20 protein-coding genes and 2 tRNA genes are annotated in these 25,271 nt (G+C 33.6%); 7 read left to right on the top strand and 15 right to left on the bottom strand.

Annotated elements, in window-relative coordinates; all coding sequences use genetic code 11:
- Positions 1–3: 3 nt before the first annotated feature.
- Both CLU81_RS16115 and CLU81_RS16110 read right to left on the bottom strand, forming a co-directional pair.
- Positions 4–3,057, bottom strand: a complete 3,054-nt coding sequence (locus CLU81_RS16115; RefSeq protein WP_099710740.1) for a TAT-variant-translocated molybdopterin oxidoreductase — start codon at positions 3,055–3,057, stop codon at positions 4–6.
- Positions 3,058–3,089: 32 nt separating this feature from the next.
- A complete protein-coding gene (locus tag CLU81_RS16110; RefSeq protein WP_099710739.1) occupies positions 3,090–4,421 on the bottom strand; it encodes a c-type cytochrome in 1,332 nt (443 codons plus the stop codon).
- 219 nt (positions 4,422–4,640) lie between these two features.
- Here CLU81_RS16110 and CLU81_RS16105 point away from each other — a divergent pair, with 219 nt between their 5' ends.
- Positions 4,641–5,030 carry an SPOR domain-containing protein gene (locus tag CLU81_RS16105; RefSeq protein ID WP_099710738.1) on the top strand — a complete coding sequence of 130 codons (390 nt, stop codon included), beginning with the start codon at positions 4,641–4,643 and terminating at the stop codon, positions 5,028–5,030.
- Positions 5,031–5,147: 117 nt separating this feature from the next.
- Here CLU81_RS16105 and CLU81_RS16100 read toward each other — a convergent pair whose 3' ends face one another.
- Positions 5,148–6,356, bottom strand: coding sequence for an MFS transporter (locus tag CLU81_RS16100; protein ID WP_099710737.1), 1,209 nt, complete (start codon positions 6,354–6,356; stop codon positions 5,148–5,150).
- Positions 6,357–6,453: 97 nt separating this feature from the next.
- On the opposite strand from CLU81_RS16100, the gene CLU81_RS16095 reads away from it, so the two are divergent.
- A complete protein-coding gene (locus CLU81_RS16095) occupies positions 6,454–7,254 on the top strand; it encodes a helix-turn-helix domain-containing protein (protein ID WP_099710736.1) in 801 nt (266 codons plus the stop codon).
- Positions 7,255–7,372: 118 nt separating this feature from the next.
- On the opposite strand, the gene infB is transcribed toward CLU81_RS16095, so the two are convergent.
- From infB to rimP, 3 genes are read right to left on the bottom strand one after another with little or no spacing between them, the layout of a single operon-like run.
- A complete protein-coding gene (infB, locus tag CLU81_RS16090) occupies positions 7,373–10,261 on the bottom strand; it encodes a translation initiation factor IF-2 (protein ID WP_099710735.1) in 2,889 nt (962 codons plus the stop codon).
- A gap of 48 nt (positions 10,262–10,309) precedes the next feature.
- Entirely contained in the window at positions 10,310–11,557 is a 1,248-nt protein-coding gene (gene nusA, locus CLU81_RS16085) for a transcription termination factor NusA (protein WP_099710734.1), read from the bottom strand.
- A 13-nt stretch (positions 11,558–11,570) separates the two neighbouring features.
- Positions 11,571–12,035 carry a ribosome assembly cofactor RimP gene (gene rimP / locus CLU81_RS16080; protein ID WP_165877227.1) on the bottom strand — a complete coding sequence of 155 codons (465 nt, stop codon included), beginning with the start codon at positions 12,033–12,035 and terminating at the stop codon, positions 11,571–11,573.
- A gap of 177 nt (positions 12,036–12,212) precedes the next feature.
- On the opposite strand from rimP, the gene CLU81_RS16075 reads away from it, so the two are divergent.
- The 3 genes from CLU81_RS16075 (at position 12,213) to CLU81_RS16065 (ending at position 15,537) form a co-directional block, all read left to right on the top strand.
- Positions 12,213–13,037, top strand: coding sequence for a universal stress protein (locus CLU81_RS16075; RefSeq protein WP_099710732.1), 825 nt, complete (start codon positions 12,213–12,215; stop codon positions 13,035–13,037).
- Between the two features lie 207 nt (positions 13,038–13,244).
- Positions 13,245–14,660: an aldehyde dehydrogenase family protein gene (locus tag CLU81_RS16070; RefSeq protein ID WP_099710731.1), complete on the top strand. Its 1,416-nt coding sequence runs from the start codon at positions 13,245–13,247 to the stop codon at positions 14,658–14,660.
- 70 nt (positions 14,661–14,730) lie between these two features.
- Positions 14,731–15,537: an AraC family transcriptional regulator gene (locus tag CLU81_RS16065; protein WP_099710730.1), complete on the top strand. Its 807-nt coding sequence runs from the start codon at positions 14,731–14,733 to the stop codon at positions 15,535–15,537.
- Positions 15,538–15,763: 226 nt separating this feature from the next.
- On the opposite strand, the gene CLU81_RS16060 is transcribed toward CLU81_RS16065, so the two are convergent.
- Together CLU81_RS16060 and CLU81_RS16055 are read right to left on the bottom strand one after the other, a co-directional pair.
- A tRNA-Gln gene (locus tag CLU81_RS16060) sits at positions 15,764–15,834 on the bottom strand.
- 97 nt (positions 15,835–15,931) lie between these two features.
- A tRNA-Gln gene (locus CLU81_RS16055) sits at positions 15,932–16,002 on the bottom strand.
- A 245-nt stretch (positions 16,003–16,247) separates the two neighbouring features.
- On the opposite strand from CLU81_RS16055, the gene CLU81_RS16050 reads away from it, so the two are divergent.
- Complete coding sequence (locus CLU81_RS16050) at positions 16,248–19,526, top strand: DUF2723 domain-containing protein (RefSeq protein WP_099710729.1); 3,279 nt, start codon at positions 16,248–16,250, stop codon at positions 19,524–19,526.
- Between the two features lie 92 nt (positions 19,527–19,618).
- On the top strand, positions 19,619–20,254 hold the full coding sequence (locus tag CLU81_RS16045) for a polysaccharide deacetylase family protein (RefSeq protein WP_099710728.1): 636 nt from the start codon (positions 19,619–19,621) through the stop codon (positions 20,252–20,254).
- A 27-nt stretch (positions 20,255–20,281) separates the two neighbouring features.
- Here CLU81_RS16045 and CLU81_RS16040 read toward each other — a convergent pair whose 3' ends face one another.
- The 7 genes from CLU81_RS16040 to CLU81_RS16010 form a co-directional block, all read right to left on the bottom strand.
- Complete coding sequence (locus CLU81_RS16040) at positions 20,282–20,584, bottom strand: co-chaperone YbbN (protein WP_068844990.1); 303 nt, start codon at positions 20,582–20,584, stop codon at positions 20,282–20,284.
- A gap of 74 nt (positions 20,585–20,658) precedes the next feature.
- Positions 20,659–21,894 (bottom strand): metallophosphoesterase, encoded by a 1,236-nt coding sequence (locus CLU81_RS16035; protein ID WP_099710727.1) that lies wholly within the window; start codon positions 21,892–21,894, stop codon positions 20,659–20,661.
- A gap of 177 nt (positions 21,895–22,071) precedes the next feature.
- A complete protein-coding gene (locus CLU81_RS16030; protein ID WP_099710726.1) occupies positions 22,072–22,257 on the bottom strand; it encodes a hypothetical protein in 186 nt (61 codons plus the stop codon).
- 105 nt (positions 22,258–22,362) lie between these two features.
- Complete coding sequence (locus tag CLU81_RS16025; RefSeq protein ID WP_233209724.1) at positions 22,363–23,700, bottom strand: cell wall metabolism sensor histidine kinase WalK; 1,338 nt, start codon at positions 23,698–23,700, stop codon at positions 22,363–22,365.
- Between the two features lie 10 nt (positions 23,701–23,710).
- Positions 23,711–24,385, bottom strand: coding sequence for a response regulator transcription factor (locus CLU81_RS16020; RefSeq protein ID WP_099710724.1), 675 nt, complete (start codon positions 24,383–24,385; stop codon positions 23,711–23,713).
- 192 nt (positions 24,386–24,577) lie between these two features.
- Positions 24,578–24,769: a hypothetical protein gene (locus CLU81_RS16015; RefSeq protein WP_099710723.1), complete on the bottom strand. Its 192-nt coding sequence runs from the start codon at positions 24,767–24,769 to the stop codon at positions 24,578–24,580.
- Between the two features lie 55 nt (positions 24,770–24,824).
- On the bottom strand, positions 24,825–25,046 hold the full coding sequence (locus CLU81_RS16010; RefSeq protein WP_099710722.1) for a hypothetical protein: 222 nt from the start codon (positions 25,044–25,046) through the stop codon (positions 24,825–24,827).
- Between the last annotated feature and the right edge of the window lie 225 nt (positions 25,047–25,271).

Genomic DNA, 25,271 nt, shown 5'->3' with positions numbered 1-25,271 from the left:
ATTCTAAGTATTTCTAACTTTAACATGGTAAACCACATTAGGTTTTGTTCCTACATGCTCTAATAAGTGATATGATCTTTCATCAGCCGCTAATTTAGCAACTTTACTTTCTTTATCATTAACATCACCAAATATCATTGCTCCAGAAGAACAAGCGTTAGAACAAGCTGTTTGGAATTCGCCATCAGCAACTGGGCGACCTTCGTTTTTAGCTTTTAATTTAGTAGCTTGTGTCATTTGAATACACATTGAACATTTTTCCATAACACCACGAGAACGAACGTTTACGTCTGGGTTTAACACCATACGTCCTAAATCGTCATTCATATGATAATCGAATTCACTGTTTTTGTTGTACAAGAACCAGTTAAAACGACGTACTTTATATGGACAGTTGTTTGCACAATAACGAGTACCAACACATCTGTTGTATGCCATGTGGTTTTGACCTTCACGACCGTGAGATGTTGCAGCAACTGGACAAACTGTCTCACATGGTGCGTGATTACAGTGCTGACACATAACTGGCTGGAATGAAACTTGTGGATTATCTCCAGCTTTTTCCATTTCATTAAATGTAGATAATGAACTAGATAAACCAGCAATATTTTCTTTTCTTTCGTTATCTCCTTCAAAAGTACTTTCAGAAGAATAGTATCTGTCAATACGCAACCAGTGCATATCACGACTTCTTCTTACTTCAGCTTTTCCTACAACAGGAACGTTGTTTTCAGCATGACAAGCAATAACACATGCTCCACATCCTGTACAAGCGTTCAAATCAATCGAAAGGTTAAAGTGATGTCCTGTAGAACGATCAAATGATTCCCATAAATCGACAGTAGTAGCTTTTACTTCTTCGTGATCTAAAGATACCATTGGTTGTTCGTTCCAAAATTCAGCATCTTTAGTATTAAAGATTTCAAGAGTAGTTTCTTTAATAATATCTCCTCTACCCATTAATGTTTTCTGTCCTTGAACACAAGCAAACTCATGTACTCCATTTGCTTTCGCAATAGAAACAGATTGAACACTATTGAAGTTTTTATATAAAGCGTAAGCATTTAAACCTACAACCATTTCTTCTTTTAAAGCCGCTTTACGACCATAACCAACTGCTAAACCAACTGTTCCAACAGCTTGTCCTGGTTGAACGATAACCGGAACATTCTCTAATTTTAAACCGTCAGCAGTAGTAATTGTAGCATAACTTCCGTTTAAACCTCCGTTAGCAACAATTTCATTTGTTAAGCCAAGTTTTTTAGCGTCAGCATTAGAAACTGTAACATAGTTATCCCAAGAAACTCTTGTGATTGGATCTGGAAACTCTTGCAACCAAGGGTTGTTTGCTTGTTGTCCATCTCCTAAACCTGTTTTAGTATACAATACTAATTCAAATTCTCCGGCAGCTTTTGATTTAGAAACCGCATTAGCAGCAGCAGCATAATCAACAGAACCTGCAGATAAAGCAGTAGAACCAATTACAAAAACACCATCATGTAAAACTTTATTCCAAGAAGAACCAGCAATAATCCCAGCTGAACTAGCTTTAAGATAATCGTAGAAATTTCCAGGAACTCCGTTTAATGATAATAAAACGTCTTGAAATTGTTTTGTATTGAATATAGGACGAATAGTTGGTTGAGTTAAACTATAAGTTCCTTTAGTAATCACAACATCACCCCAAGATTCTAAATAATGAGGAGCCGGAGCAGCAATTGTAGCAACTGAAGCAGTTTCATCTTCTTTTAAAGAGAAAGCAACTGAAGTTTTTACTTTTTTCAATCCAGATACAAAAGAAGCTGAATCAGCTAATGTATAAACTGGATTAATACCACTCATGATTAAAGTATGAACACTACCAGCATTCATATCTTTTATTAATTGAGATACAACCGCATTAGATCCTTTTCTAATTTGTCTTGTACCAGCTGTATTAAAAGCTTCACTAGCCAATACCTGATTGATAGCTAAAACTAATAATTGAGCATTTTTATCTTCAATTCCAGATACTAAAACTCCTTTAGAACCAGCAGCTTTTAACTGTTGAGCAGCTTTAGTAACTTCTGTTTTAAATTTTGCATCCAAAGAAACCGGAACAGAAGCACCTGCAATAATATTATAAACTAAAACTAATGCTTGTTTTTGATCCGCTGGAGTCATTGGAATACGCTTATCAGCAGCAGCACCAGACAATGTCATGTTTGATTCGAACTGAAAATGACGAGACATTTTTCCGTTTTGAGGAATACGTCCCTGAGCATATCCGGCATCGTATCCACCACCTTGCCAATCTCCTAAGAAATCAGCCCCAACAGAAACAATTAAAGAAGCTTTTGAGAAATCGTAATCAACAAGAGCTCTTTCACCGTAAACTGTTTCAAATGCATCTAATGCTTCAGAAGAAGAAACAGCGTCATAAACAACGTGTTTTGCATTTGGGTTTTTAGCAATAAATTCACCTATTAATTTCTCAGTAGATGGACTCGCTAAAGTATTTGTCAACAATACCACTTGTCCACCTTTTGCTTTTGCATCAGCAAGACTTGATTTTATTTTCAAATCAACAGCAGACCAGCTACTATTTTTTCCTTCCAATTTAGGTTCTTTCAAACGCATGCCATCATATAAAGATAGAATAGACGCATGAATTCTAGCATTGGCTGAAAACTTAGCTCCAGAAATAGTATTGTTATCAATTTTAATTGGACGACCTTCACGAGTTTTCACTAATAAGTTAGCAAAATCAAAACCATCAAAAACAGTAGTTGCATAATAGTCTGCAACACCAGGAATGATTTGTTCTGGTTGTAACACGTAAGGGATAGACTTGTGAACCGGACCTTCGCAGGCAGCTAGAGTTACCGCTGCAGTACTAAATCCTACGTACTTTAAAAAGTCACGACGTGAAGTTCCAGATTGAGCTAAAGCATCTGCATTCCCTAAGAATTCTTCTGTAGGAATTTCTTCAACGAATTCGTTATTTCTAAGCGCCTCAACAATAGAACTATTTTCTAGTTCTTCAACACTTTTCCAGTATTTTTTGTTTGATGACATTGTATATAAATATTAAAATCTTAATAATTCGATTAATAGTGGCATTTACCGCATTCTAAACCTCCCATTTGCGCTGCAGTCAATTTCTCTACACCGTATTTTTTAGAAAGTTCAGCATGAATTTTATCATAATATGCATTTCCTTCCATCTTAACATCAGTTTTTCTATGGCAATCAACACACCATCCCATTGTTAATTTAGAATATTGCTTCATGATCTCAAATTCCTGCACTGGACCGTGACAAGTTTGACATTCAACTCCTGCAACAGTAACGTGTTGAGAGTGGTTGAAGTAAACAAAATCAGGAAGATTATGAATACGAACCCATTTTACAGGCTGCGTTTTTCCAGTATATGCTTGTTTAGCTTTATCCCAACCAACAGCAGTATACAACTTCTGGATTTCACCATCGTAGTAAGCTTTACTGTACTCAGGAGTAGCAGTAGACTCAGCAACTTCAGAAATATTTTTATGACAGTTCATACAAACATTCAAAGATGGAATACCAGCATTTTTACTCACACGAGCAGCAGAGTGACAATATTTACAATTGATCTCGTTATCTCCTGCGTGAATTTTATGAGAATAATGAATTGGCTGAATTGGCTCATAATTTTGATCAACACCTACTTGCATTAAGAAAGCATAAACAAAATAACCACTTGCCAAAAGCAAGAATATAGAAGTAACTAATACCAAGAATTGGTTTTTAGCAAAAGCTTTCCAGATTGGAGTTCTTGCTTCTCTAGGAGCAACTTCAATTCCGTTATTACTAGCAACTTTAGTCAATACTTTGTTCACCATGAACAACATCACAACCAAAATAGCCATAACAAGTGCAAGAGCGCCTAAAATAACATTATTTGAAATTCCACCACCTTCAACTTTCTCCCCAGGAGGAACAGTTCCAGGTGTACCAGCAGCAGGCTCAGCTTTTACTTCAGAAGTATAAGCGATAATATTATCAATATCACCTGTAGATAATTGAGGAAAAGAAGTCATTACAGACTTATTGTTTTCTTCAAATAATTTCACAGCAACAGGATCACCTGATTTAATTACTTCAGAACTGTTGTGAACCCACTTGTAGATCCAAGCCATTTCGTGCTTAGCAGCAACTCCTCTTAAAGCAGGACCTGTTGACTTAGCATCTAATTTGTGACATGCAGCGCAATTTGCATTAAAAAGTTCTTTCCCTTTTACTGGATCACCACCTGAAGTTGCAGCCGGAGTGGCAGCAGCAGGCGCCGCCGGAGCAGCAGCAGCATCTTGAGCAAATGAAGTTAGGGAGAAAATTAGCGTTAGCGATAAGCTAAGCAGCAATTTTCTGGAGATCGAATTATGGTTACCCACCTTTTTCATATAGTATAATAATTATCTACTAATTTTTGGTATGATTTTTTCTGTAGTAAATCAACAAAAAACTAATACCTTCTTTTAAAACTTGCACAAAAATACGACTTATGAACTATTCTCAAAACCTTAAAATACTCTTAAATATCAATTTATATCAATTCTAAATAATATTAAAATTTTCCATACAAACTTTAAATACTATTTTTGCATAAAAACCATCACATTATGAGAATTTTAACCCACTCAAAAAGAGTTTTCTTAACACTAGCAATGTTCACTTTAGCATATAACATTCATGCTCAAGACCAAAATTTAACACTAAATCAAGATCCCAAATTTGAGCAATTATTAAACGACAAGCGCAAAATTAACACGTCAATAAACACAAACGACACTTATAAAATTCAAATTTTTAGCGGGAAAAGCGAGGAAGCAAAAAAAGCACTAGCAGATTTCAAAAGAGAAAATAGTGATATCGACGGCACAATAATTTTCAACACACCAAACTACAAAGTAATCGTTGGGAATTTTAAAACAAGAATCGAAGCAGAAAGAAATTTAGCTGAAATTAAGAAAAAGTACAAAAGTGTATTTTTGATCAAACCAAGCAAATAGAATCTTCTCAAAAAACACTTAAAAACAAAAAAAGCATCAGCTATCGCTGATGCTTTTTTTATATCATTACATATCAAACCACAAGAATCTAATAGCAATTAAAATTCAAAAATAGAATTATCTTTTTTTACCTTCAATATTAGGTAAAAACCCAGTTATAACACCAATCAATGGCAAAAAGGCGCAAATTTTAAAAACATAAGCTATACTGGTCAAATCAGCCAGTTTACCTAGAATAGCCGATCCTAAACCTCCCATTCCAAAAGCAAAACCAAAAAACAATCCAGCTACCAAACCAACTTTACCCGGCAATAATTCTGTCGCGTAAACCAAAATAGCCGAAAATGCAGAGGAAATTATCAATCCAATTATTACTGACAAAATGCCAACCCAGAATAACGACGCATATGGAAGCAAAAGAGTAAAAGGCGCAACTCCTAAAATAGAAATCCAAATCACATATTTTCTCCCAAACCTATCTCCCAATGGTCCACCGATTAATGTACCAGCAGCAACTGCACCTAAAAAAGCAAATAAATAAATCTGTGATTCCTGAATCGAAATATTAAACTTATCGATTAGAAAAAATGTATAATAACTAGTAATACTTGCCAAATAAAAGTATTTCGAAAAAATTAAGATCAATAGAATAATCAATGAAAACACTACTCTTTTTTTAGACAATTGATGCGTAAAAATCTCATGTGATGTTTCTTTATTTTGTCGTTTTAACTCTAAATGCGCGCTGTACCAAATTGCTATTCTATATAAAACAAAAATTCCAATTAAGGCGATCAGACAAAACCAGATTATATAGAATTGTCCATACGGAATCACAATTAAAGCAGCCAATAAAGGTCCAACCGCACTACCTGCATTCCCTCCCAGTTGAAAAATAGATTGCGCTAACCCACGTTTTCCACCTGATGCTAAATGCGCTACTCTTGAAGATTCCGGATGAAAAATAGAAGACCCAATACCAATCAAACTAACCGCCAATAATAAATAAGTAAAGCTCGATGCAATCGATACAAAAAATAGCCCTAATAATGTAAAACTCATCCCAACAATTAATGAATACGGCTTAGACTTTTTATCCGTATACATTCCAACAAATGGTTGCAAAATAGAAGCAGTAAGTTGGTACGTAAAAGTTATCATACCAATCTGAGCGAAACTTAAATTAAATTTTTCCTTGAATAAAGGATAAACAGAAGGAATTACTGCTTGCAATAAATCATTAATAAAGTGAGAAAAGCTAATAATGAAAAGTATAGAATAGATCGTTTTTTGAACTATCTCAGGTTGTGTTTTAACATTTGTCATACGTTGTTATTTTAATTTTGAACACTAATAAATCTTAACGATTTATTTTTGACAAAGATCCTATTAAATACATTGTCAGAATTACTACATTTGGACAATGAATAACGATTATCAGACATATCTTGTTGTTGACCTTGGATTTCAGATAAACCCATCTCTTCCGGTTGTGGGATATACCGAAACAATTACAGATGCTGTTTGTTCCTTGCATTCACATCCACGAGCACAACTTCTTTACGCAACAAGTGGCGTCATGAATGTGGTTGTAGAAAATCAAATTTGGGTTGTAAATCCCCTACAGGGATTATGGATTGCAGGCGGAGTTGAACATCAGGTATCTTTTCAAAAGGATGTAAATCTATATAGTGTTTTTATCGATCCGTCCTATACAAATAATCTGCCATCAACTAGTTTTTCTTTTGATATTTCAGTTTTTCTAAAACAGTTAATGTTTAAAATTATTTCTTTTGAAGATCCTAAAAACTTAACTCCTGCACAAAGAAGAATTATGGATGTATTTTTGGATGAACTAGTTTTGATTCATCCAAGTTCTACTTTCTTACCCACAAGCAATCACATAAAACTCAAAAGCATTATTGATCTTTTAATCAATGATGTCGCCAACAAAGAAACAATAGAACATTTCGCTGATTTATCTTATATGAGCAGCCGAACATTATCCAGACTTTTCACAAAAGAACTAGGAATGAGTTTTAGCGATTGGAGAATTAGATTAAAACTATTAGAAGCAATAAAAAGATTAGGAGAAAAACAATCCATAAAAGAAATTGCATTTGATTTAGGATACGAAACAACGAGTGCATTTATTTTTATGTTTAAAAAAAATCTAGGTAAGACTCCTTCAAATTATATTTTGGAAAATAAAACAGAATACTAATTTCCACCTCTTATTGGTAATTTTATTTAAACTACATATTCTGTTTAAAAAGCCAAATTCCTCAAAACAAAAAAAATCCCGATTGCTCGGGATTTTTTATTTGAAAAATATTTCAATTTTATTTCAATTTTTTCTTGATAGCAACTTCGTGGTATGCTTCAATAACATCTCTTTCTTCGATGTCATTGTAACCTTTAATCTGGATACCACAATCGTAACCTTTAGAAACTTCTTTAACATCGTCTTTGAAACGTTTCAATGCAACAAGTTCTCCTGTATGCACCACTACTCCATCTCTAATAACTCTAATTTTAGAAGATCTCATGATTTTACCATCCATAACCATACATCCTGCAATAGAACCAACTTTAGAAATTTTGAAAATCTCACGAATTTCAGCTGTTCCTAAAATTTCTTCTTTCATCTCAGGAGCTAACATTCCTTCCATCGCATCTTTCAAGTCATCGATAGCAGCATAGATAATAGAATAGTAACGGATATCGATTTCTTCTTTATCAGCAAGTTGTCTCGCATTTCCAGCAGGACGAACGTTAAATCCGATAATGATCGCATCAGAAGCAGAAGCCAACATAACGTCAGTTTCAGTAATTGCTCCAACACCTTTATGGATAATATTAATTTGAATTTCTTCAGTAGAAAGTTTAGAGAACGAATCTGATAATGCTTCAACAGATCCATCAACGTCTCCTTTAAGGATTACGTTCAATTCTTTAAACTGACCAAGAGCAATACGACGACCAATTTCGTCAAGCGTAATATGTCTTTGTGTACGTACAGATTGTTCACGCATTAATTGAGAACGTTTTGATGCAATTTGTTTTGCTTCTTTTTCGTCTTCAAAAACGTTAAACTTATCACCTGCCGTTGCAGCTCCATCAAGACCTAAAACAGATACTGGAGTTGATGGACCAGCTTCTTTAACAATATGTCCACGTTCGTCATGCATAGCTTTAATTTTACCATGATGTTTTCCTGCCAACATATAATCTCCAACTCTTAAAGTTCCGTGTTGAACTAAGATTGTAGAAACATATCCTTTTCCTTTATCTAAGAAAGCCTCAACTACAGTTCCCTGTGCTGCTTTATTTGGATTAGATTTTAAATCTAAAATTTCAGCTTCTAATAAAACTTTTTCCAATAATTCTTTTACTCCTGTTCCAACTTTTGCAGAAATATCATGTGACTGAATTTTTCCACCCCAATCTTCAACAAGTAAATTCATACTAGCCAAACGCTCTTTGATTTTCTCAACATTCGCATTTGGTTTATCAATTTTATTGATTGCAAATATAATTGGCACTCCTGCAGCTTGTGCGTGAGAGATTGCCTCTTTTGTTTGTGGCATGATATCATCATCCGCCGCTACAACAATAATCGCGATATCTGTAACTTGAGCTCCACGTGCACGCATAGCGGTAAACGCCTCGTGACCTGGTGTATCTAAAAATGCAATTTTTTGACCATTATCTAAAGTTACTCCGTATGCTCCAATGTGCTGTGTAATACCTCCAGACTCACCAGCGATAACATTTTCTTTACGGATATAATCCAGTAAAGATGTTTTACCGTGATCGACGTGACCCATTACAGTAACAATTGGTGCTCTTACTACTAAATCTTCTTCTTTATCTTCAACAACCTCGATTGCTTCTTCGATATCAACTGTAATAAACTCAACTTCATAACCAAATTCATCGGCAACGATAGTTAATGTTTCAGCATCCAGACGTTGGTTCATAGTAACCATGATACCAAGAGACATACAAGTTCCAATTACTTTAGTAATCGGCACATCCATCATGATTGCAATTTCACCTACAGTAACAAACTCAGTAACTTTAATAGTTTTACTTCCTTCGTCAAGCGCTCTTTGCTCTTCATCAGATTTCTGACGATGCGTATCTCTTTTATCTCTTCTGTATTTAGCAGCTTTTGATTTTCCACCTTTACCTTGAAGTTTTTCAAGAGTCTCTCTAATTTGGTTTTTTACTTCCTCTTCAGTAGGCTCAACTTTAGCTACAATTGCAGGACGGTTCCCTTTTACAAAACCAGGTCTTGCGCTTCTGTTAGCATTAAATCCTCCACCACCGGTATTAGGTGTAATTTTATTTGGGTTTGGAGTTCCCGGCGCATTACCTGTTGCAGGTTTTGGCGCACCCGGAGTTCCAGGCTTAGGAGCAATTCTTTTACGCTTATTTTTATTAGCGTTATTATTATTTGCCCCAGGAGCTCCCGGTTTATTCGGAGTTATCTTTGGATCTTCTTTCTTTTTCTTAGGCTTATTAAATTGAGATAAATCAATTGTTTGTCCAGTAAGAGTAGTTCCCGATAATTTTTGATATTGAGTAGTGATAGTTTCCTCAGCAGTTGTAGGATCTGTCGAAATAACAGGTTCCGGTGCTACTTTAGGAGTTTCCACTTTTACTTCTTTTTTCTCTGTAATAATAGGTTTTTCTACCTTTTTCTCTTCAGAAACTACAGGAGCCACTACCGGCTCAGGCTGTACAACTTCTTTTTGAACAGGTTTTTCTGGTTGAGTTGGAGCAACAACTACTTTTGGTTCTTCAGCCTTAACTGGTTCCTCAACAATAGGAGGAGTAGAAACAACTGCAGGTTTCTTTGGATTTAAATCAATTTTACCAACTTGAACAGGTCCGGTTACAACAGCTCTCGCTTTTATAATCTCTTGTTGCTTTTGGCGTTCCTCGTCTTGTCTGCGTTTATCCTCAATTTCTTTCTCACGTTCAACACGTAATGCTTCTTTTTCTTTTCTTTTCTCTTCTCCTACCTCTTTAGAAGCTTCCTTATTCCCCTTATCGCCCGCAAATTGGCTTTGTAGGATATTAAATTCGCTATCAGAAATTTTCGCATTTGGATTTGCATCAATAGCAATTCCCTTATCTTTTAGATAATCAACAGCTCTTTCTAACGAAATATTTAATTCCCTTAAAACCTTGTTTATTCTTATTACTCTCTCTTCAGACATATAACCTTTTTATTATTACCTTTTTCGTTGTGTTGTTAGAGCAGATAACTAGCTATCAAACTCTTCTTTTAGTATTTTCATAACATCAAGAATTGTTTCCTCTTCTAAATCTGTTCTTCTTACTAAATCTTCTACTTCTTGTTTTAAGATACTTCTAGCTGTATCTAAACCAATTTTTGCAAATTCTTCGATAACCCAGCCTTCAATTTCATCTGAAAACTCAGTTAATTCAACGTCATCATCTTCACCACTAGCAACATCACCTTCTCTAATAACATCCAGCTCATAGCCTGTAAGCTGACCTGCTAATTTAATATTGTGACCTCCTCTACCAATTGCTTTAGATACTTCTTCTAATTTCAAGAATACTTCAGCTCTTTTGTTTTCTTCATCAATTTTAATTGAAGAAACTTTTGCAGGGCTTAATGCTCTTGTAATAAACAATTGAATGTTGTTTGTATAATTGATTACGTCGATATTTTCGTTCCCTAATTCACGAACAATTCCGTGAATACGAGATCCTTTCATACCAACACAAGCTCCAACAGGATCGATTCTATCATCATAAGAATCTACCGCTACTTTTGCTTTTTCACCAGGAATACGAACTACATTTTTAACAGTAATTAATCCGTCGAAAACTTCAGGAATTTCTTGTTCAAACAATTTCTCTAAAAACTTCTCTGAAGTTCTAGACATAATAATTTGAGGTTTGTTTCCTTTTAATTCAACGCTTTCAATGATTCCACGTACATTATCTCCTTTACGGAAAAAATCAGACGGAATTTGTTTTTCTTTCGGAAGTACAATTTCGTTCCCTTCATCATCAACTAAGATAACAACTCTAGGGCGAACATGGTGCACTTCGGCAGTATAAATATCACCGATAATATCTTTAAATTGCTTATAAAGATTTGTATTATCGTGTTCGTGAATTTTAGATATTAAGTTTTGGCGTAAAGCTAAAATCGCTCTTCGTCCTAAATCAATCAATTTAACTTCTTCAGAAACTTCTTCACCAATTTCAAAATCCGCTTCGATCATTCTAGCTTCTGTCAATGTAATTTCTTCATTTTCAAAATCAAGATCTTCATCAGCAACAATCACTCTTCTTCTCCATATTTCCATATCTCCCTTATCAGGATTAATAATAATATCGAAGTTATCATCAGAACCGTATTTTTTCTTCAATGCATTTCTAAACACGTCCTCTAAAATTGCCATAAGCGTTACACGATCAATAAGTTTATTATCTTTAAACTCTGAGAATGAATCGATTAATGCTAAATTTTCCATGCGAATTCTTTAATTAAAATGTTACTGTAACAATTGCCTCTTTAATTTCTGTATAAGGTATTTGTTGCTCTTTTTGAACTGTTTCTTTTCCTTTTCCTACTTTTTTCGGTTCTCTTGCTTTCCAAGACAAAATTATAAAAACATCGTTAGCTTCCACTAATTCTGCTTCAATTTTTTCATTATTTGTAGTAACAATCAACGTTCTACCAATATTTTTCTTGTATTGTCTTGTCAATTTCAATGGTGACCCTACTCCAACCGATGCTACTTCAAGCGAAAAATCCTGTTCTTCACGATCCAGATTATTCTCGACTGCACGACTAATATCAATGCAATCCTGCAACGCCACTCCATTATCCCCGTCTAAGCCAACACTAATTTTAAAAGAGTCAGAAATAGCCAGATCAATCAAAAAGATTGATGGTTTTTCCAGAAGAGCTTCTGTAATTAATCCGTTTACTTTTTCTTTAAATGTCATAATTTTATAAAAAGAGGGGACACTTAGTCCCCTCATTATTTAGATTTTAATAAATAACGGTGCAAATATAGTGTTTTTTTTATAAATCAAAATAAATAGATTGCTCTAAAAATATTTCTTATCTTTATAAGAGCATTAAAATAACGGAATTTCACATTATTTAACCCCTTAAAAATCATGAAACGAATTCTAGTACCTACCGACTTCTCAGAACATGCAGAAGACGCCTTGAAAGTTGCTGCCAAAATCGCCAAAAAAAACGATTCGGAAATTATCATTTTACACATGCTTGAATTGCCACATCAAATGAACGACGCAATTTTGGGCGGCGCAAGCATTCCGGAAACTATGCTTTTCATGAAAAAAGCAAACGAAATGCTGGACGAAATTTCATCAAAACCTTATCTTGACGGAATAAAAGTGACTGAAATCGTAAAAATGGACAAGCCAATTCATGGAATTACTCAGGTAAGCAAAGATTATGAAGTTGATTTAATCATAATGGGATCACATGGTTCTTCTGGAATTGAAGAACTCTTAATAGGCTCAAATACTGAAAAAGTAGTACGTAATTCTGATATTCCAGTTTTAGTAATCAAAAAAGACATCACAGATTTCAAAGTTGGAAATATCGTTTTTGCCTCTGACTTTTCCGAAGAAACCAAAAAACCTTTCGAAAAACTTTTGAACTTTACTAAATTCTTCGAATCAAAAATTCATTTAGTTACAATTTGCACTCCAAATAGCTTTAAACCAACTCATGTTATTCAAAAAGCTATGGATAATTTTATAGCCGAATTTAATCTTACAAATTACACAACTCACATCTATAACGACACTAATATCGAAAAAGGAATTATCAATTTCGCCAACAGTATTAATGCTGACATTATTGGAATGTGCACTCACGGAAGAACCGGATTTGCTCACTTTTTTAACGGAAGCATCAGCGAAGGATTAGTAAATCATACCGTAAAACCTGTTGTTACTTTTAAGATTTAAGCAAATATTCCATAAAGACAAAATCTTTTACTCTCACCAAAAGCCTTTCGAATGAAGGGCTTTTTTTTATATATAAATATTACTCACTTGCTCAATTTTAAAAAAACTACATGAGCTTTTTAACAAAGTACATCTGAGCTTTTCAACAAAATAGAAGAGCTAATTAATATAGAAATTTGTCAAATAAAAATCATAATACAATACAACATGAAAACAATAGACAAAATCTACATTAATGGAGAATTCGTTACTCCACAAGGACAAGAATATTTTGACCTGATAAGCCCAACGACAAATGAAAAACTAGGAAGAGTTCTTTTAGGAAACAAAGAAGACACTCAAAATGCAGTAAACGCAGCTAAAACAGCTTTCAAAACTTTCTCAAAAACCACAGTTGCAGAAAGAATTCAATACCTGCAAAACATAAAAACAGCTATCGAGAAAAGAAAAACCGACTTCATCAATGTAATGATTGAAGAATACGGAGGAACACTGCAATTTTCAACAATAAGCTATGAATATATGCTAAAAGGTTTTGATTCTGCGATTAACCTATTAAACACTTATGATTTTACTAAAAAAATGGGAGAATCTGAAGTTCAAATGACACCGCTGGGAGTTGTGGGAATTATCATTCCATGGAATTCAAGCAACGGATTCATATGCAGCAAATTATCAACTGCAATTGTCGCAGGATGTACAACGGTTATAAAACCAAGCGAAATGAGCGCGCAGCAAACCCAATTAATCACAGAATGCCTTCATGAAGCAAGACTTCCAAAAGGTGTTTTCAATATCGTAAACGGACTTGGCGAAGTTGTTGGAGCCGAAATAAGCCGCAATCCGGATATTGCAAAAATCTCCTTCACAGGATCAACTACTGTCGGGAAAATTATCGCCACAGAAGCCATTAATACCATGAAACGCGTTACGCTTGAACTTGGTGGAAAATCTCCAAATATCATTTTGGACGATGCCAATTTCTCAGAAGCAATTCCGTTAGCTATAATTGCCGCTTACATGAACAACGGGCAAGCGTGCATTGCAGGAACAAGATTATTAGTTCCCGAAAATAAACTTGAAGAAGTCAAAACTCTTGTTAAAGAAATAGTTTCAAAAACAATTGTTGGTGACCCAAAAAATGAAACAACCGCAGTTGGACCAATGGTTAGCAACAAACAATATGATCGCGTTCAGAATTACATCAAAACAGGAATAAACGAAGGTGCAGAAGTTCTTATTGGCGGTTTAGGAAAACCTGAAGGATTAGAAAAAGGAAATTTCGTAAAACCAACAGTTTTTATTCATGTAAACAACCAAATGCGCATTGCGAGAGAAGAAATATTCGGTCCTGTTTTATCTATTATTACCTATAAAACAGAAGAAGAAGCAATCGAAATAGCAAACGACACCACTTATGGACTACAAGCCTATGTAAGCTCATCAAACAACGAAAGAGCTCACAAAGTTGCTTCACAAATTAATGCAGGACGCGTTCAGATAAACGGAATCGGACACGATCCAATGGCTCCTTTTGGCGGATTTAAACAATCAGGAATAGGCAGAGAATTTGGAGTTCTTGGACTTGAAGCATATCTTGAACCAAGAGCATTAATTCAATAAAAACAACATTTACAGATCCGGATATCTTTATACAAAAAGATTTTCCGGATCTTTTTGTAACTTTACAATTATGACTGCAAAAACAAATACAAAACCTCAAATACTTTACTCCTGCTATTACGCACGCAGTCGTGAAGGTGAACATTTTATACCGGAACACGTCTTTAGCTACCAGATCTCAGGAGAAATGACAGCTTCAGACAGCAAAAACACCTATCTCACAAAAGCGGGAGATTTTCGCTTTAGCAAAAGAAATAATTTAGCAAAATTCACCAAAATACCACCCGAAGGAGGCGAATTCAAAACAATATCTCTTTTTCTGGATCAGGAGATTCTTCGCGAAATAAGCAAAGAATACGATTTCAAAATCAACAAAAGAACAGATTCTGAAACCATGATTATGTTAGCGCCAAATCCGCTTTACAAATCCTTCATGGAATCACTTATATCTTACCTCGAAGTCGAACAAGAAGACAACGAAACTCTTTTTAATTTAAAAATAAAAGAAGCCGTACATCTATTACTTAAAGTAAATCCAGAATTAAAAGATGTTTTATTTGATTTTAGCGAACCCGGCAAAATGGATCTTGAAGCTTTTATGAACAAAAATTTCCATTTTAACGTGCATCTTAATCGTTTTGCTTATTTAACTGGAAGAAGTTTAGCTACTTTTAAAAGAGATTTCGAAAAAGTATTCCAACAAACACCTGGAAAATGGCTCTTGAACAAAAGACTTCAAGAAGCTTATTATCTAATTAGCCAAGGAACACCGCCATCAGAAGTTTATATAGGCGTTGGTTTTGAAGATCTTTCGCATTTCTCATTTTCATTCAAGAAGAAATTCGGTGTAGTTCCATCTTCTTTACTCTCTAAATAACACTGCCTTTTAAAATCCAGCTCGGAATTTAACCACAAAGAACGCAAGGTTTTTTTTACTTATAAGATTTAATATAAACGCAAAGTCCGCAAAGCTATAATTGACAAAGCTTTGCAAACTTTGCGTTTGCAATCATAACAATTAAGACAAAAACTTAGCGCTCTTTGCGGTTAAAACCGTTAAGTTTATTCCATAAAAAAAGCCTCTCGATTGAGAGGCTTTTTTGTTGGTCTACAAGGACTCGAACCTTGAAAGACTGCACCAAAAACAGTTGTGTTACCATTACACCATAGACCAATAAAAATACTTATACAGACTGCAAATTTACAGCTTTTTTTAACTAAAACAACGCTTTTGAGATAAAAAAGCCTCTCGTTTTGAGAGGCTTTTTATGTTGGTCTACAAGGACTCGAACCTTGAAAGACTGCACCAAAAACAGTTGTGTTACCATTACACCATAGACCAGCGTTGCTGTTAAGCGAGTGCAAATTTAGAGCTTTTTTTAGTTTGCGCAAACTTTTTAATAAAAAAAACTCGTTTTTTTTTCATTTTTTTTCTTTCAAACTCGTAATATTCACGCAACCATTTAACAAACAATACATTAATACAATCAAATACTTTTATAGAATTTTATGTTAATGCTCTTCTCTTTAAACAAAAAAACATTTTCTTTGTAGGATAGAAAACATACATAATTATAACACCTAAATATGGCACAATTCAATTTCAATAAATGGAATACAATTATTGGTTGGTTTGCATTTGCAATCGCTTTAACTACTTATACACTAACTGTTGAACCCACCATGAGCTTTTGGGATTGTGGCGAATACATTGCAACAGCAGCTAAACTAGAAGTTGGTCACCCTCCAGGGGCGCCTTTATTCCAGATGATGGGTGCTTTTTTTGCAATGTTTGCTATAGATGCTCAACATGTTGCTGTGATGGTAAATATGATGTCGGTTTTTTCAAGCGCATTCACCATTCTATTTATGTTCTGGTCTTCGTCAATGATTTTGAAAAAAATCGTTGCTCGTTTTACTGAGATCGATCAAAACAATTCAATTGTTATATTAGGAAGCTCTTTTGTTGGAGCTCTTGCTTATACTTTCTCTGACAGTTTCTGGTTTAATGCTGTTGAAGCCGAAGTTTATGCAATGGCATCTCTATTAATCGCATTACTTTTTTGGCTTGGATTACGCTGGGAACAAGACATGGACAAACCAAAAGGAAACAAATGGTTATTAATCATTTCTCTTGTTATTGGACTTTCATTTGGTGTTCACTTCATGGCACTTTTGACTATTCCCGCAATTGGTTTTCTTTACTATTTCAAACACTACGAAAAAGTTACTATAAAAAATTTCATTATTGCTAATGCTGTAGTAATTGCAATTCTATTGTTTATTTTCAAGCTTTTATTACCATTAACAATGGCTTTCTTTGGTAAAACCGAGATTTACATGGTAAATAGCATGGGATTACCTTTTAACTCAGGAACTATTTTTGTTGCTTTATTATTTATTGCTTTCTTTTATTTTGGCCTTAAATACACCAAACAAAAAGGATTAGTTTTCTACAACACTATTATTGTTTGTATTCTATTTATACTTATTGGTTTCTCAACATGGATCATGTTACCGGTTCGTGCTAACGCCAATACAGTAATTAACGAAAACAAACCATCAGATGCTACAGAGGTTTTAGCATATTATAATCGTGAACAATATGGTGTAAATCCATTGTTTTACGGACCTCAATACACAGAACTTTTTGCTGGTCTGGATGCAAAAACTCCTTATTTAGATAAAAAACCTAACTACGAAAGAGATTATAAAACTGGTAAATATATTATTACCAACAATTATAAAAATGCAGAACAAAATTCTGATGACAATCAGAAAACTATTCTGCCAAGAATGTGGAGCACCGAAACCGGACACATCCAAAATTATATTAGCTTCACAAATCCTCCTGCTTTCAAAATAGATCCAAATCATAGTTATGATGAAGATTTAGCAAAATACGGAATTGACGCGAGCCAATTAAGCGAAGAAGAATACAACAAAGCTACTGCGCAATTGCGTAATGAAGTTGAAAAAACAGTTTCTGAATTCAGAAAAGCTTACGCTCAAAAACAAATCGACAACGAAGGTTACGTTAAATTCTTAAACAGCTATGGTGAATATCTAATAATAGAAAAACCAACAACTGCAGACAATTTCAGTTTTATGTTCGAATATCAATTTGGATATATGTATTGGAGATATTTGATGTGGAATTTTGTTGGTCGTCAAAGTGATGTTCAGGGAAAATATGACAATCTGGATGGAAACTGGATCAGCGGAATCAAAGCGCTTGACTCATTACACCTTGGCTCTCAAGACAACTTACCAACTGATGTTTTAAACAACAAAGGACGTAACGTTTACTTTTTCTTGCCATTTATCTTAGGTTTAATTGGAATAATGTACCATGCAAATAAAGACCTCAAAAGTTTTTATGTTCTTTTGGCATTATTCTTATTTACCGGAATCGCATTAAAAATATACCTAAACGAACGCCCTTTTGAACCTCGTGAAAGAGATTATGCACTTGTAGGATCCTTCTATGTGTTTGCAATCTGGATAGGCTTTGGAGTCTATTCTCTATATGAAAGTATACAAAAATATATTGCTCCCAAAATTGCAGGACCAGTTATTATTGCAGCAACTTTCTTAGCAGCTCCGGTTTTAATGGCGTCTCAAAACTGGGACGATCATGACAGATCAGAAAGATATACTGCAGTTGCAATGGCAAAAGCTTATTTGAATTCCTGTGATAAAGATGCTATTTTGTTCACTATTGGAGATAATGATACTTTCCCGCTCTGGTATGCGCAAGAAATTGAGCACATCAGAACCGATGTAAAAATCGTAAATACAAGTTTATTTATGACGGATTGGTATATTGATCAAATGAAAGCAAAATCATACGAATCTGATCCATTACCAATATCATTTACACATGATGAATATGTTGGAGATAAACTAGATTATGTTGCTTACATTCAAAAAGTTGAAACTCGTTGGGATATCAAAGATTTAATGTCTTTCATTAAAAACCCTAAATCTACTGTTGGATTACAAAACGGACAAACAATTCATTTTTATCCAACAAATAAAATAAGATTGAGTGTTGACAAAAATACGATCATTAAAAACAAGGTTGTTGATCCAAAATACAATGATTCTATTGTACCTTATATCGATATTGATATCAAAGGAAGAGCATTATACAAAAACCGTTTAATGATGTTAGACATCTTGGCTAATAACAATTGGAAAAGACCAATTTACTTTAGTGGTGGAGCTTTTGATGATGAAGATTATCTTTGGTTAAAAAACTATTTACAATTAGACGGAATGGTTTACAAATTGGTTCCTATTAAAAATGTTCCTTCAAAAGATGGCGGACCAATGGATATGGGTCAAATTGACGCCGATAAAATGTACGACATTGTAATGAAATGGGATTGGGGTAACAGCAATGGTAATATTTATCATGATCCTGAAACTAGAAGAAACAGTATAACATATCGCACGAATCTATCGCGTTTAATGGATCAACTTATCGCAGAAGGTAAAATTGATAAAGCTAAAAACATTATCAATCTGGCGATAACAAAAATGCCATTGGATAAATATGGATATTATTCTCTTGTTGAGCCTTTTACTAATGGATATTATAAAGTTGGAGAAACTGCAAAAGCACATGATCTACTTGATAAATTAGTTCAAAAATACAGAGAGAACTTAAACTATTATGCTACTTTAACTCCTGGCGACCAAACAGACTTAGCAATGGATATTATCACTGATATCGAGCGTTACAGAAGCTTATTGGAAGTTATGAAGAAAAACAACGATAAAGCATTCTACGAAAAACACAAAGTAACTTTTAATACTTATGTAAACGTGTTTGAACGTTTTGGTCGTGAAAAAGAATAATATACGAAAAATATACTAATTAAAAAAATGCAGCACTGTTTGATAAATAGCGCTGCATTTTTTAAATTTACATATAACTAAATCCTTCCAAAATGAGCTTTTACTGGGTAAAAACAAATTCATTCATAAAAAGGGTATTTTCTAAATATTGTTGGGACATTCCAAACAAAGAAAAGAAAATATACCTCACGTTTGATGATGGCCCAACTCCAGAGGTCACAGATTGGGTTTTGTCTGAATTGAAAAAGTTTGATGCAAAAGCTACTTTTTTCTGTATTGGAAAAAATATTAAAGCTAATTTGTCCTTATTTGAAAAACTACTAACAGATGGACATGCAATAGGAAATCACACAATGAATCATGTTAATGGCTGGAAAAGCAACAATAACGATTACATTGAAAATGTAAAAAACTGCGCTGCCGTTTTAGAAGAAGAAAAAACATGCAACCTGATATTTCGTCCTCCTTACGGGAAGATTAAAAAAGCGCAATCTAAAATTCTAAGAAATCTAGGCTACAAAATAATTATGTGGGATGTTTTGAGCGCCGATTTTGACCAAAGCATTACTCCTGAAAAATGTCTTGAAAACGTTACCAAAAACGTAAAATCAGGAAGTGTAATTGTATTTCATGACAGCATAAAAGCATCGCAGAACTTAAAATTTGCGTTACCTAAAACCTTACATTTTTTAAAAGAAAATGGATATAAGTTTGATATTATTCACTAAATAATATCAAATAAGAAGTAGTTTATTCTATAAGTTAAATTGTTCCTGGACAATTCCAATAATTGTATTTGCATCAAGTTCTCCTGATTGTCTCCAAATCATTTGCCCTTCTTTATAAATCATTAAAGTAGGAAGTCCTTTTATACGAAGCGCTTCTGCTAATTCCTGATTTTTATCCACATCAATTTTAATCACCTTAGCTTTATCGCCAAGCGCAGCCGCAACATCCTTAATAACAGGATGCATCGATACAGATGATTCGTTCCAATCCGTGTAAAAATCAATTAACACTGGAACTTGAGCATTTATAAGTTCTCCAAATTTTGACATAAAACCAAAAATTTAATTCTTTATTATTCTGTTAAAAAGAGATAATTATATACAAATGTAGCATTTTTAACGAATTAAGCCACATTGTTCCCTTTTTTTAGTTCAATCACAGTTATTTCAGGCATAATACCTACTCGACCCGGATAAGCATGAAAACCAAAACCTCGATTTACATAAACATATCTTCCTACATTTTCATATAGACCAGCCCATTGTTTATAGATGTACTGCGCCAGACTCCATTTAAAATATCCCGGAATTTCAATTCCAAATTGCATGCCATGTGTATGTCCTGACAATGTTAAATGAAAATTTTTAGGGTGATTTTTAATTTCATATTCCCAATGGCTTGGATCATGACTCATTAATACCTTAAAATCATCCTGATGCACATTTTGAGATGCTTTATTTAAATCTCCAGCTTTCTTGAAATTTTGTCCCCAATTCTCTACTCCAATTAATGCAATTTTGTCATCTCCTTTTTGAATATAAGTATGTTCGTTCAACAAAAGGTTAAATCCTATTTGACCATAAAGGCTTTTAATTTCTTTAAAATTTTCGTCTTTTTCTTTCTCAGAAGGCCACGTAACATATTCTCCGTAATCGTGATTTCCTAAAACAGAAAATTTCCCGTATTTATAATCTTTAATTCTTTTAAAAGTATCTAGCCACGGATGCATTTCTTTGGCATGAGTATTTACAATGTCTCCAGTAAACAAAATCATATCCGCCTCTTGTTCATTAATCAAATCAATGGCATAATTTATTTTTTCAGGATCATCGAAACTTCCGCTGTGAACATCTGAAATCTGAGTAATTCTAAAACCATCAAAAGCATCTGGCAAATCAGGAAAGAAAACCGTTTGTTTGATGACTTTAAAATTATATTTTCCTTCAAATATTCCGTAAATTAAGGATAAAAAAGGAACTGCCGCCAAACCTAAACCTATTTGACTAATAAATTTTCTCCTCGAAGGAAAAACACTTGTATTACTTGGATTGTCTATAAAATAATTAATTGCTCCCGCTCCTAATCTAAAAACATCTTCACCTAATAAAACTAACGTAATTACAATTTTTGGAACGTAAACCAATAACATCAAACCCATTGTAAACATGGTTTGCTTAGTTTGTCCAACAGAACGATCGAATTGCGTGAAAGAGTAAATGATAAAAATTAAAAGCAGTAAACTTATAATTTGATAGCTAACCAAAACCCATCTTAGTTTGATTAAAGTGCGGATGGCTTGATAAGAATAGAACTCAATAAACAAAAAAAGAGCACAGAGAATTACAAAACGAATTATCATTAGTTATAGTTTTAAGCAAAGTAACAAATAATGAAAATTTTATAGCTTTTTATTATCAAAAATTTAACTCTAATAAATGTAAAAAGCTGATAGATTTCTCCATCAGCTTTTTCTCTACCAAATTTTTCAAAACCTTTAATAATCCACAACAGGTTTACAGGGTAAACCAATGTTGTTTTATTTTTGAGCTTTTGCAGCTTCTGGTTTAGCAGCTTCTGCTTTTTTAGCTTTTTTATCAGCTTTTTTGTCTTTTTTAGGAGCTTTAGCTTCTTTTACCGGAGTTGTTTGAGCTGGAGTAGTTTGAGCGCTTACCATTGCAGTTGTTCCTAAAACAGCTACTGCTAACATTACTAATTTTTTCATGATTTGAAGTTTTATGATTGTTATTATTTCATTTATTATACCTCAAAGATATAATCAGTAAATGAAGATTAAATGAAGATTGGACCAACCATAAAAAATTAACTTTTAATTGTGTTTTACAGCTTCCGGAAGCAATAACATAAAGGTAGTTCCTTCTTTTATTTGCGAAGTAACTTTGATTTCAATATGATGAAAAGAGGCAATACTCTCAGCAATAGCAAGCCCTAAACCCTGACCATCCTGATCTGAACTAATTCTGGCAAATCTGTTGAATATATTTTCCAGCTGAGCAGAAGTCATTCCAATTCCTGAATCGGTAATGGAAATAAAATAACGATGTTCCAGGAAACCATCTTCCACCACAATACTTCCTTTAGGTTTATTGTATTTTATGGCATTTGTCACCAAATTATAAATCAGAATATGAATTAAGGTTTTATTTCCTGTAAAGATATAATTATGTTGCATCTTGTTCAGAAACTGTATTTCACGATCATCAATTCGATCTAATAAATCTTCCTGCAGATCTGAAATAATTTCATGAAAGTTAATTTCTTCGTTTGCTTCATACTGATTATTTTCAATTCGGGAAATCAACAATAAGTTATTGATGATTTTTTTCAGCATATCTAATGTTCTGAGAGAACCTGCAATTTTATCCACAGCATTATCGTCTAGAGAACTATTTTGGAGTAAATTCTCAAACTTATTTTTAAGCAGCGCAATTGGCGTAAGAAGCTCGTGAGAAACATTCGAAATAAACTGTTTTTCTTTTTTAAAAAGCTCCGTAATACGATCCATCATTTGGTTTAAAACAAAATCCAGTTCTCTAAAATCTCTTGATGTCGCTTTTATTGGTGTATGATCAAAAGATTCCGGTTCATTTACACGCCTAATTTTTGTGTCGATAATTTTATAAAAAGGCTTCAATAAAAATTCGATATAAAAAGTATCTGCCAAAAAGGTAATCAACAGAATAACCACAAAAACAATGATAATAAAAAACCGAATAATAAAAGTAAGATCATTTACTTCACTAAGACTACTCCCTATTTCGAGTTGATATCCTTGATTTTCATACGTAAAATGATACTGTAGAATCCTGTATTCATTTTCTTCGCCTTCAATAATCCTGAAATCATTACTAAAAACCGCTTTCTTCTGATTGGGTTTTATCGGAGATCTCGAAAGCACTAAAAACTCACTGTGAAGCGTAGAAAACTGTGAGTAAGTTTCGGTTGAATCATCTGGATTTTCGATAAAATCATCAATTTCATTTTTATCCAAATGCTCGATGAACTTATGCTTCTTTTCCAGCAATCCATTATTGATGTGTCTATAAACCACATTTTCTACCAAAATAGGCAGCATTAACCATAAAATCAAAATAACCAACAATCGTGTCAGAGCATTAAAAATGGCTAATTGATGTTTTATTTTCACAGTTCTTTATTTATTCATTAATACGATATCCAACATTTCTTACGGTCTCAAACCAATCAATTGCGGTATGTTTATCCAGTTTTTTTCTCAGATTCCGAACGTGAACATCTATAAAATTAGAGTCTGAATTTACCTCCAGAATATCTCCCCAAATATGTTCTGTTAATTGTAATCTCGTAATTACCCTGTTTTTATTCAGAACTAAATATTGAAAAATATCAAACTCTTTTTTGGTAAGGTTTATTGGAATTTCATCATAACTCACTTTATAATCCTGAAGTTGCAGCAAAAATCCATGAATACTCAAGTTATTTAACGTGAATCCATGAATCCTGCGAATTACAGCAAATAATCGCGCACTAAGTTCCGTCAAAGCAAATGGTTTTGTCAAATAATCATCTGCTCCCAAATGTAAACCATTTATTCTGTCGTCTAATTCTCCTCGAGCTGTCAGAACAATTACTGCCATTTTTGATTTGGTTTTCCGAACCGTTTTCAAAACCTCAAAACCGTCTCCATCAGGCAAACCAAGATCCAATAACATTGCATCATAATCGTTACTACTAACTTCGTCAAGAGCATCACTGCAATTATGCGCTATTTTGCACACATAACCCACGTTGCACAAAAAATCGTAAACCTCGACAGCGAGTTCTCTATTATCTTCAACAATCAAAATATTCATAAAAACAGCTTTTAAGCGCAACTAAATTTAAGTAATTATAAAAGGCCGTGTTACGCATTATTAAAAAATTAACGAATCAAAAAAAAGCTGATAAATTTCTTTACCAGCTTTCCTCAACCGCATTCTCCATAATCATTACTTCTGTTTTGCCTCCTTTACAATTCTTCGAAAGCAAAACAAAAACAATTTCTATTATTTCATATTAGTTGCATCTGCTTTTGGAGCCTCACTTTTTGCTGATTTTGCTTTTTTATCAGTATTGTGTTTGTGATGCTTTGTTGCTTTAACCTCTTTTGCAGGAGCTGCCTGAGTTGGAGTTGTTTGTGCGCTAACCATTGCACTTGTTCCTAAAACTGCCACGAGTAACATAACTAGATTTTTCATAACTTTTAAATTTAAATTAATTGCCTTTTATTTTTTAATGCTCTTTTGTTCTTTTTTATTTTTTCGCTTTAGTAGCTTCTGCTTTTGGAGCTACAGTTTTTTCTGATTTTGCTTTTTTCTCAGATTTTTTTTTCGGCTCTTTTGTAGCTTTAACTTCTTTTGCAGGAGTTGCTTTTACTTCTTTAGCCTGAGCTGGTTTAGTACCTTTTGCAGGAAATGCATTTACCATAACACTTGTTCCTAAAACCGCTACTAGTAACATCAATAAATTTCTCATGATTTCTAAATTTTTATATTAATACCTTTTATTTTACAGATCAAATTTACCCCTGTAATATGAAGACAAAATGAAGAAAACCCTCGTCTTAAATATTTTAACTTGACATTAACTATTTAAGAGTTTTTCTACCATGTAGAGACGCACAGCAGTACGTCTTTTATAGAATACAAACAAATTAATTTAAAATTCAATCCTAATAAAATCCTTCTAAACCTTAGACGC

Source organism: Flavobacterium sp. 9, from assembly GCF_002754195.1.
Lineage (GTDB): Bacteria > Bacteroidota > Bacteroidia > Flavobacteriales > Flavobacteriaceae > Flavobacterium.
Note: the sequence above shows the minus strand (reverse complement) of the source record. Positions and strands in the feature narration are given on the sequence as shown.

Bases quoted from the DNA above. Each gene is read 5' to 3' on its own strand.
- CLU81_RS16115 (WP_099710740.1), bottom strand. From the start codon at position 3,057: ATGTCATCAAACAAAAAATACTGGAAAAGTGTTGAAGAACTAGAAAAT.
- CLU81_RS16110 (WP_099710739.1), bottom strand. From the start codon at position 4,421: ATGAAAAAGGTGGGTAACCATAATTCGATCTCCAGAAAATTGCTGCTT.
- CLU81_RS16105 (WP_099710738.1), top strand. From the start codon at position 4,641: ATGAGAATTTTAACCCACTCAAAAAGAGTTTTCTTAACACTAGCAATG.
- CLU81_RS16100 (WP_099710737.1), bottom strand. From the start codon at position 6,356: ATGACAAATGTTAAAACACAACCTGAGATAGTTCAAAAAACGATCTAT.
- CLU81_RS16095 (WP_099710736.1), top strand. From the start codon at position 6,454: ATGAATAACGATTATCAGACATATCTTGTTGTTGACCTTGGATTTCAG.
- infB (WP_099710735.1), bottom strand. From the start codon at position 10,261: ATGTCTGAAGAGAGAGTAATAAGAATAAACAAGGTTTTAAGGGAATTA.
- nusA (WP_099710734.1), bottom strand. From the start codon at position 11,557: ATGGAAAATTTAGCATTAATCGATTCATTCTCAGAGTTTAAAGATAAT.
- rimP (WP_165877227.1), bottom strand. From the start codon at position 12,035: ATGACATTTAAAGAAAAAGTAAACGGATTAATTACAGAAGCTCTTCTG.
- CLU81_RS16075 (WP_099710732.1), top strand. From the start codon at position 12,213: ATGAAACGAATTCTAGTACCTACCGACTTCTCAGAACATGCAGAAGAC.
- CLU81_RS16070 (WP_099710731.1), top strand. From the start codon at position 13,245: ATGAAAACAATAGACAAAATCTACATTAATGGAGAATTCGTTACTCCA.
- CLU81_RS16065 (WP_099710730.1), top strand. From the start codon at position 14,731: ATGACTGCAAAAACAAATACAAAACCTCAAATACTTTACTCCTGCTAT.
- CLU81_RS16050 (WP_099710729.1), top strand. From the start codon at position 16,248: ATGGCACAATTCAATTTCAATAAATGGAATACAATTATTGGTTGGTTT.
- CLU81_RS16045 (WP_099710728.1), top strand. From the start codon at position 19,619: ATGAGCTTTTACTGGGTAAAAACAAATTCATTCATAAAAAGGGTATTT.
- CLU81_RS16040 (WP_068844990.1), bottom strand. From the start codon at position 20,584: ATGTCAAAATTTGGAGAACTTATAAATGCTCAAGTTCCAGTGTTAATT.
- CLU81_RS16035 (WP_099710727.1), bottom strand. From the start codon at position 21,894: ATGATAATTCGTTTTGTAATTCTCTGTGCTCTTTTTTTGTTTATTGAG.
- CLU81_RS16030 (WP_099710726.1), bottom strand. From the start codon at position 22,257: ATGAAAAAATTAGTAATGTTAGCAGTAGCTGTTTTAGGAACAACTGCA.
- CLU81_RS16020 (WP_099710724.1), bottom strand. From the start codon at position 24,385: ATGAATATTTTGATTGTTGAAGATAATAGAGAACTCGCTGTCGAGGTT.
- CLU81_RS16015 (WP_099710723.1), bottom strand. From the start codon at position 24,769: ATGAAAAATCTAGTTATGTTACTCGTGGCAGTTTTAGGAACAAGTGCA.
- CLU81_RS16010 (WP_099710722.1), bottom strand. From the start codon at position 25,046: ATGAGAAATTTATTGATGTTACTAGTAGCGGTTTTAGGAACAAGTGTT.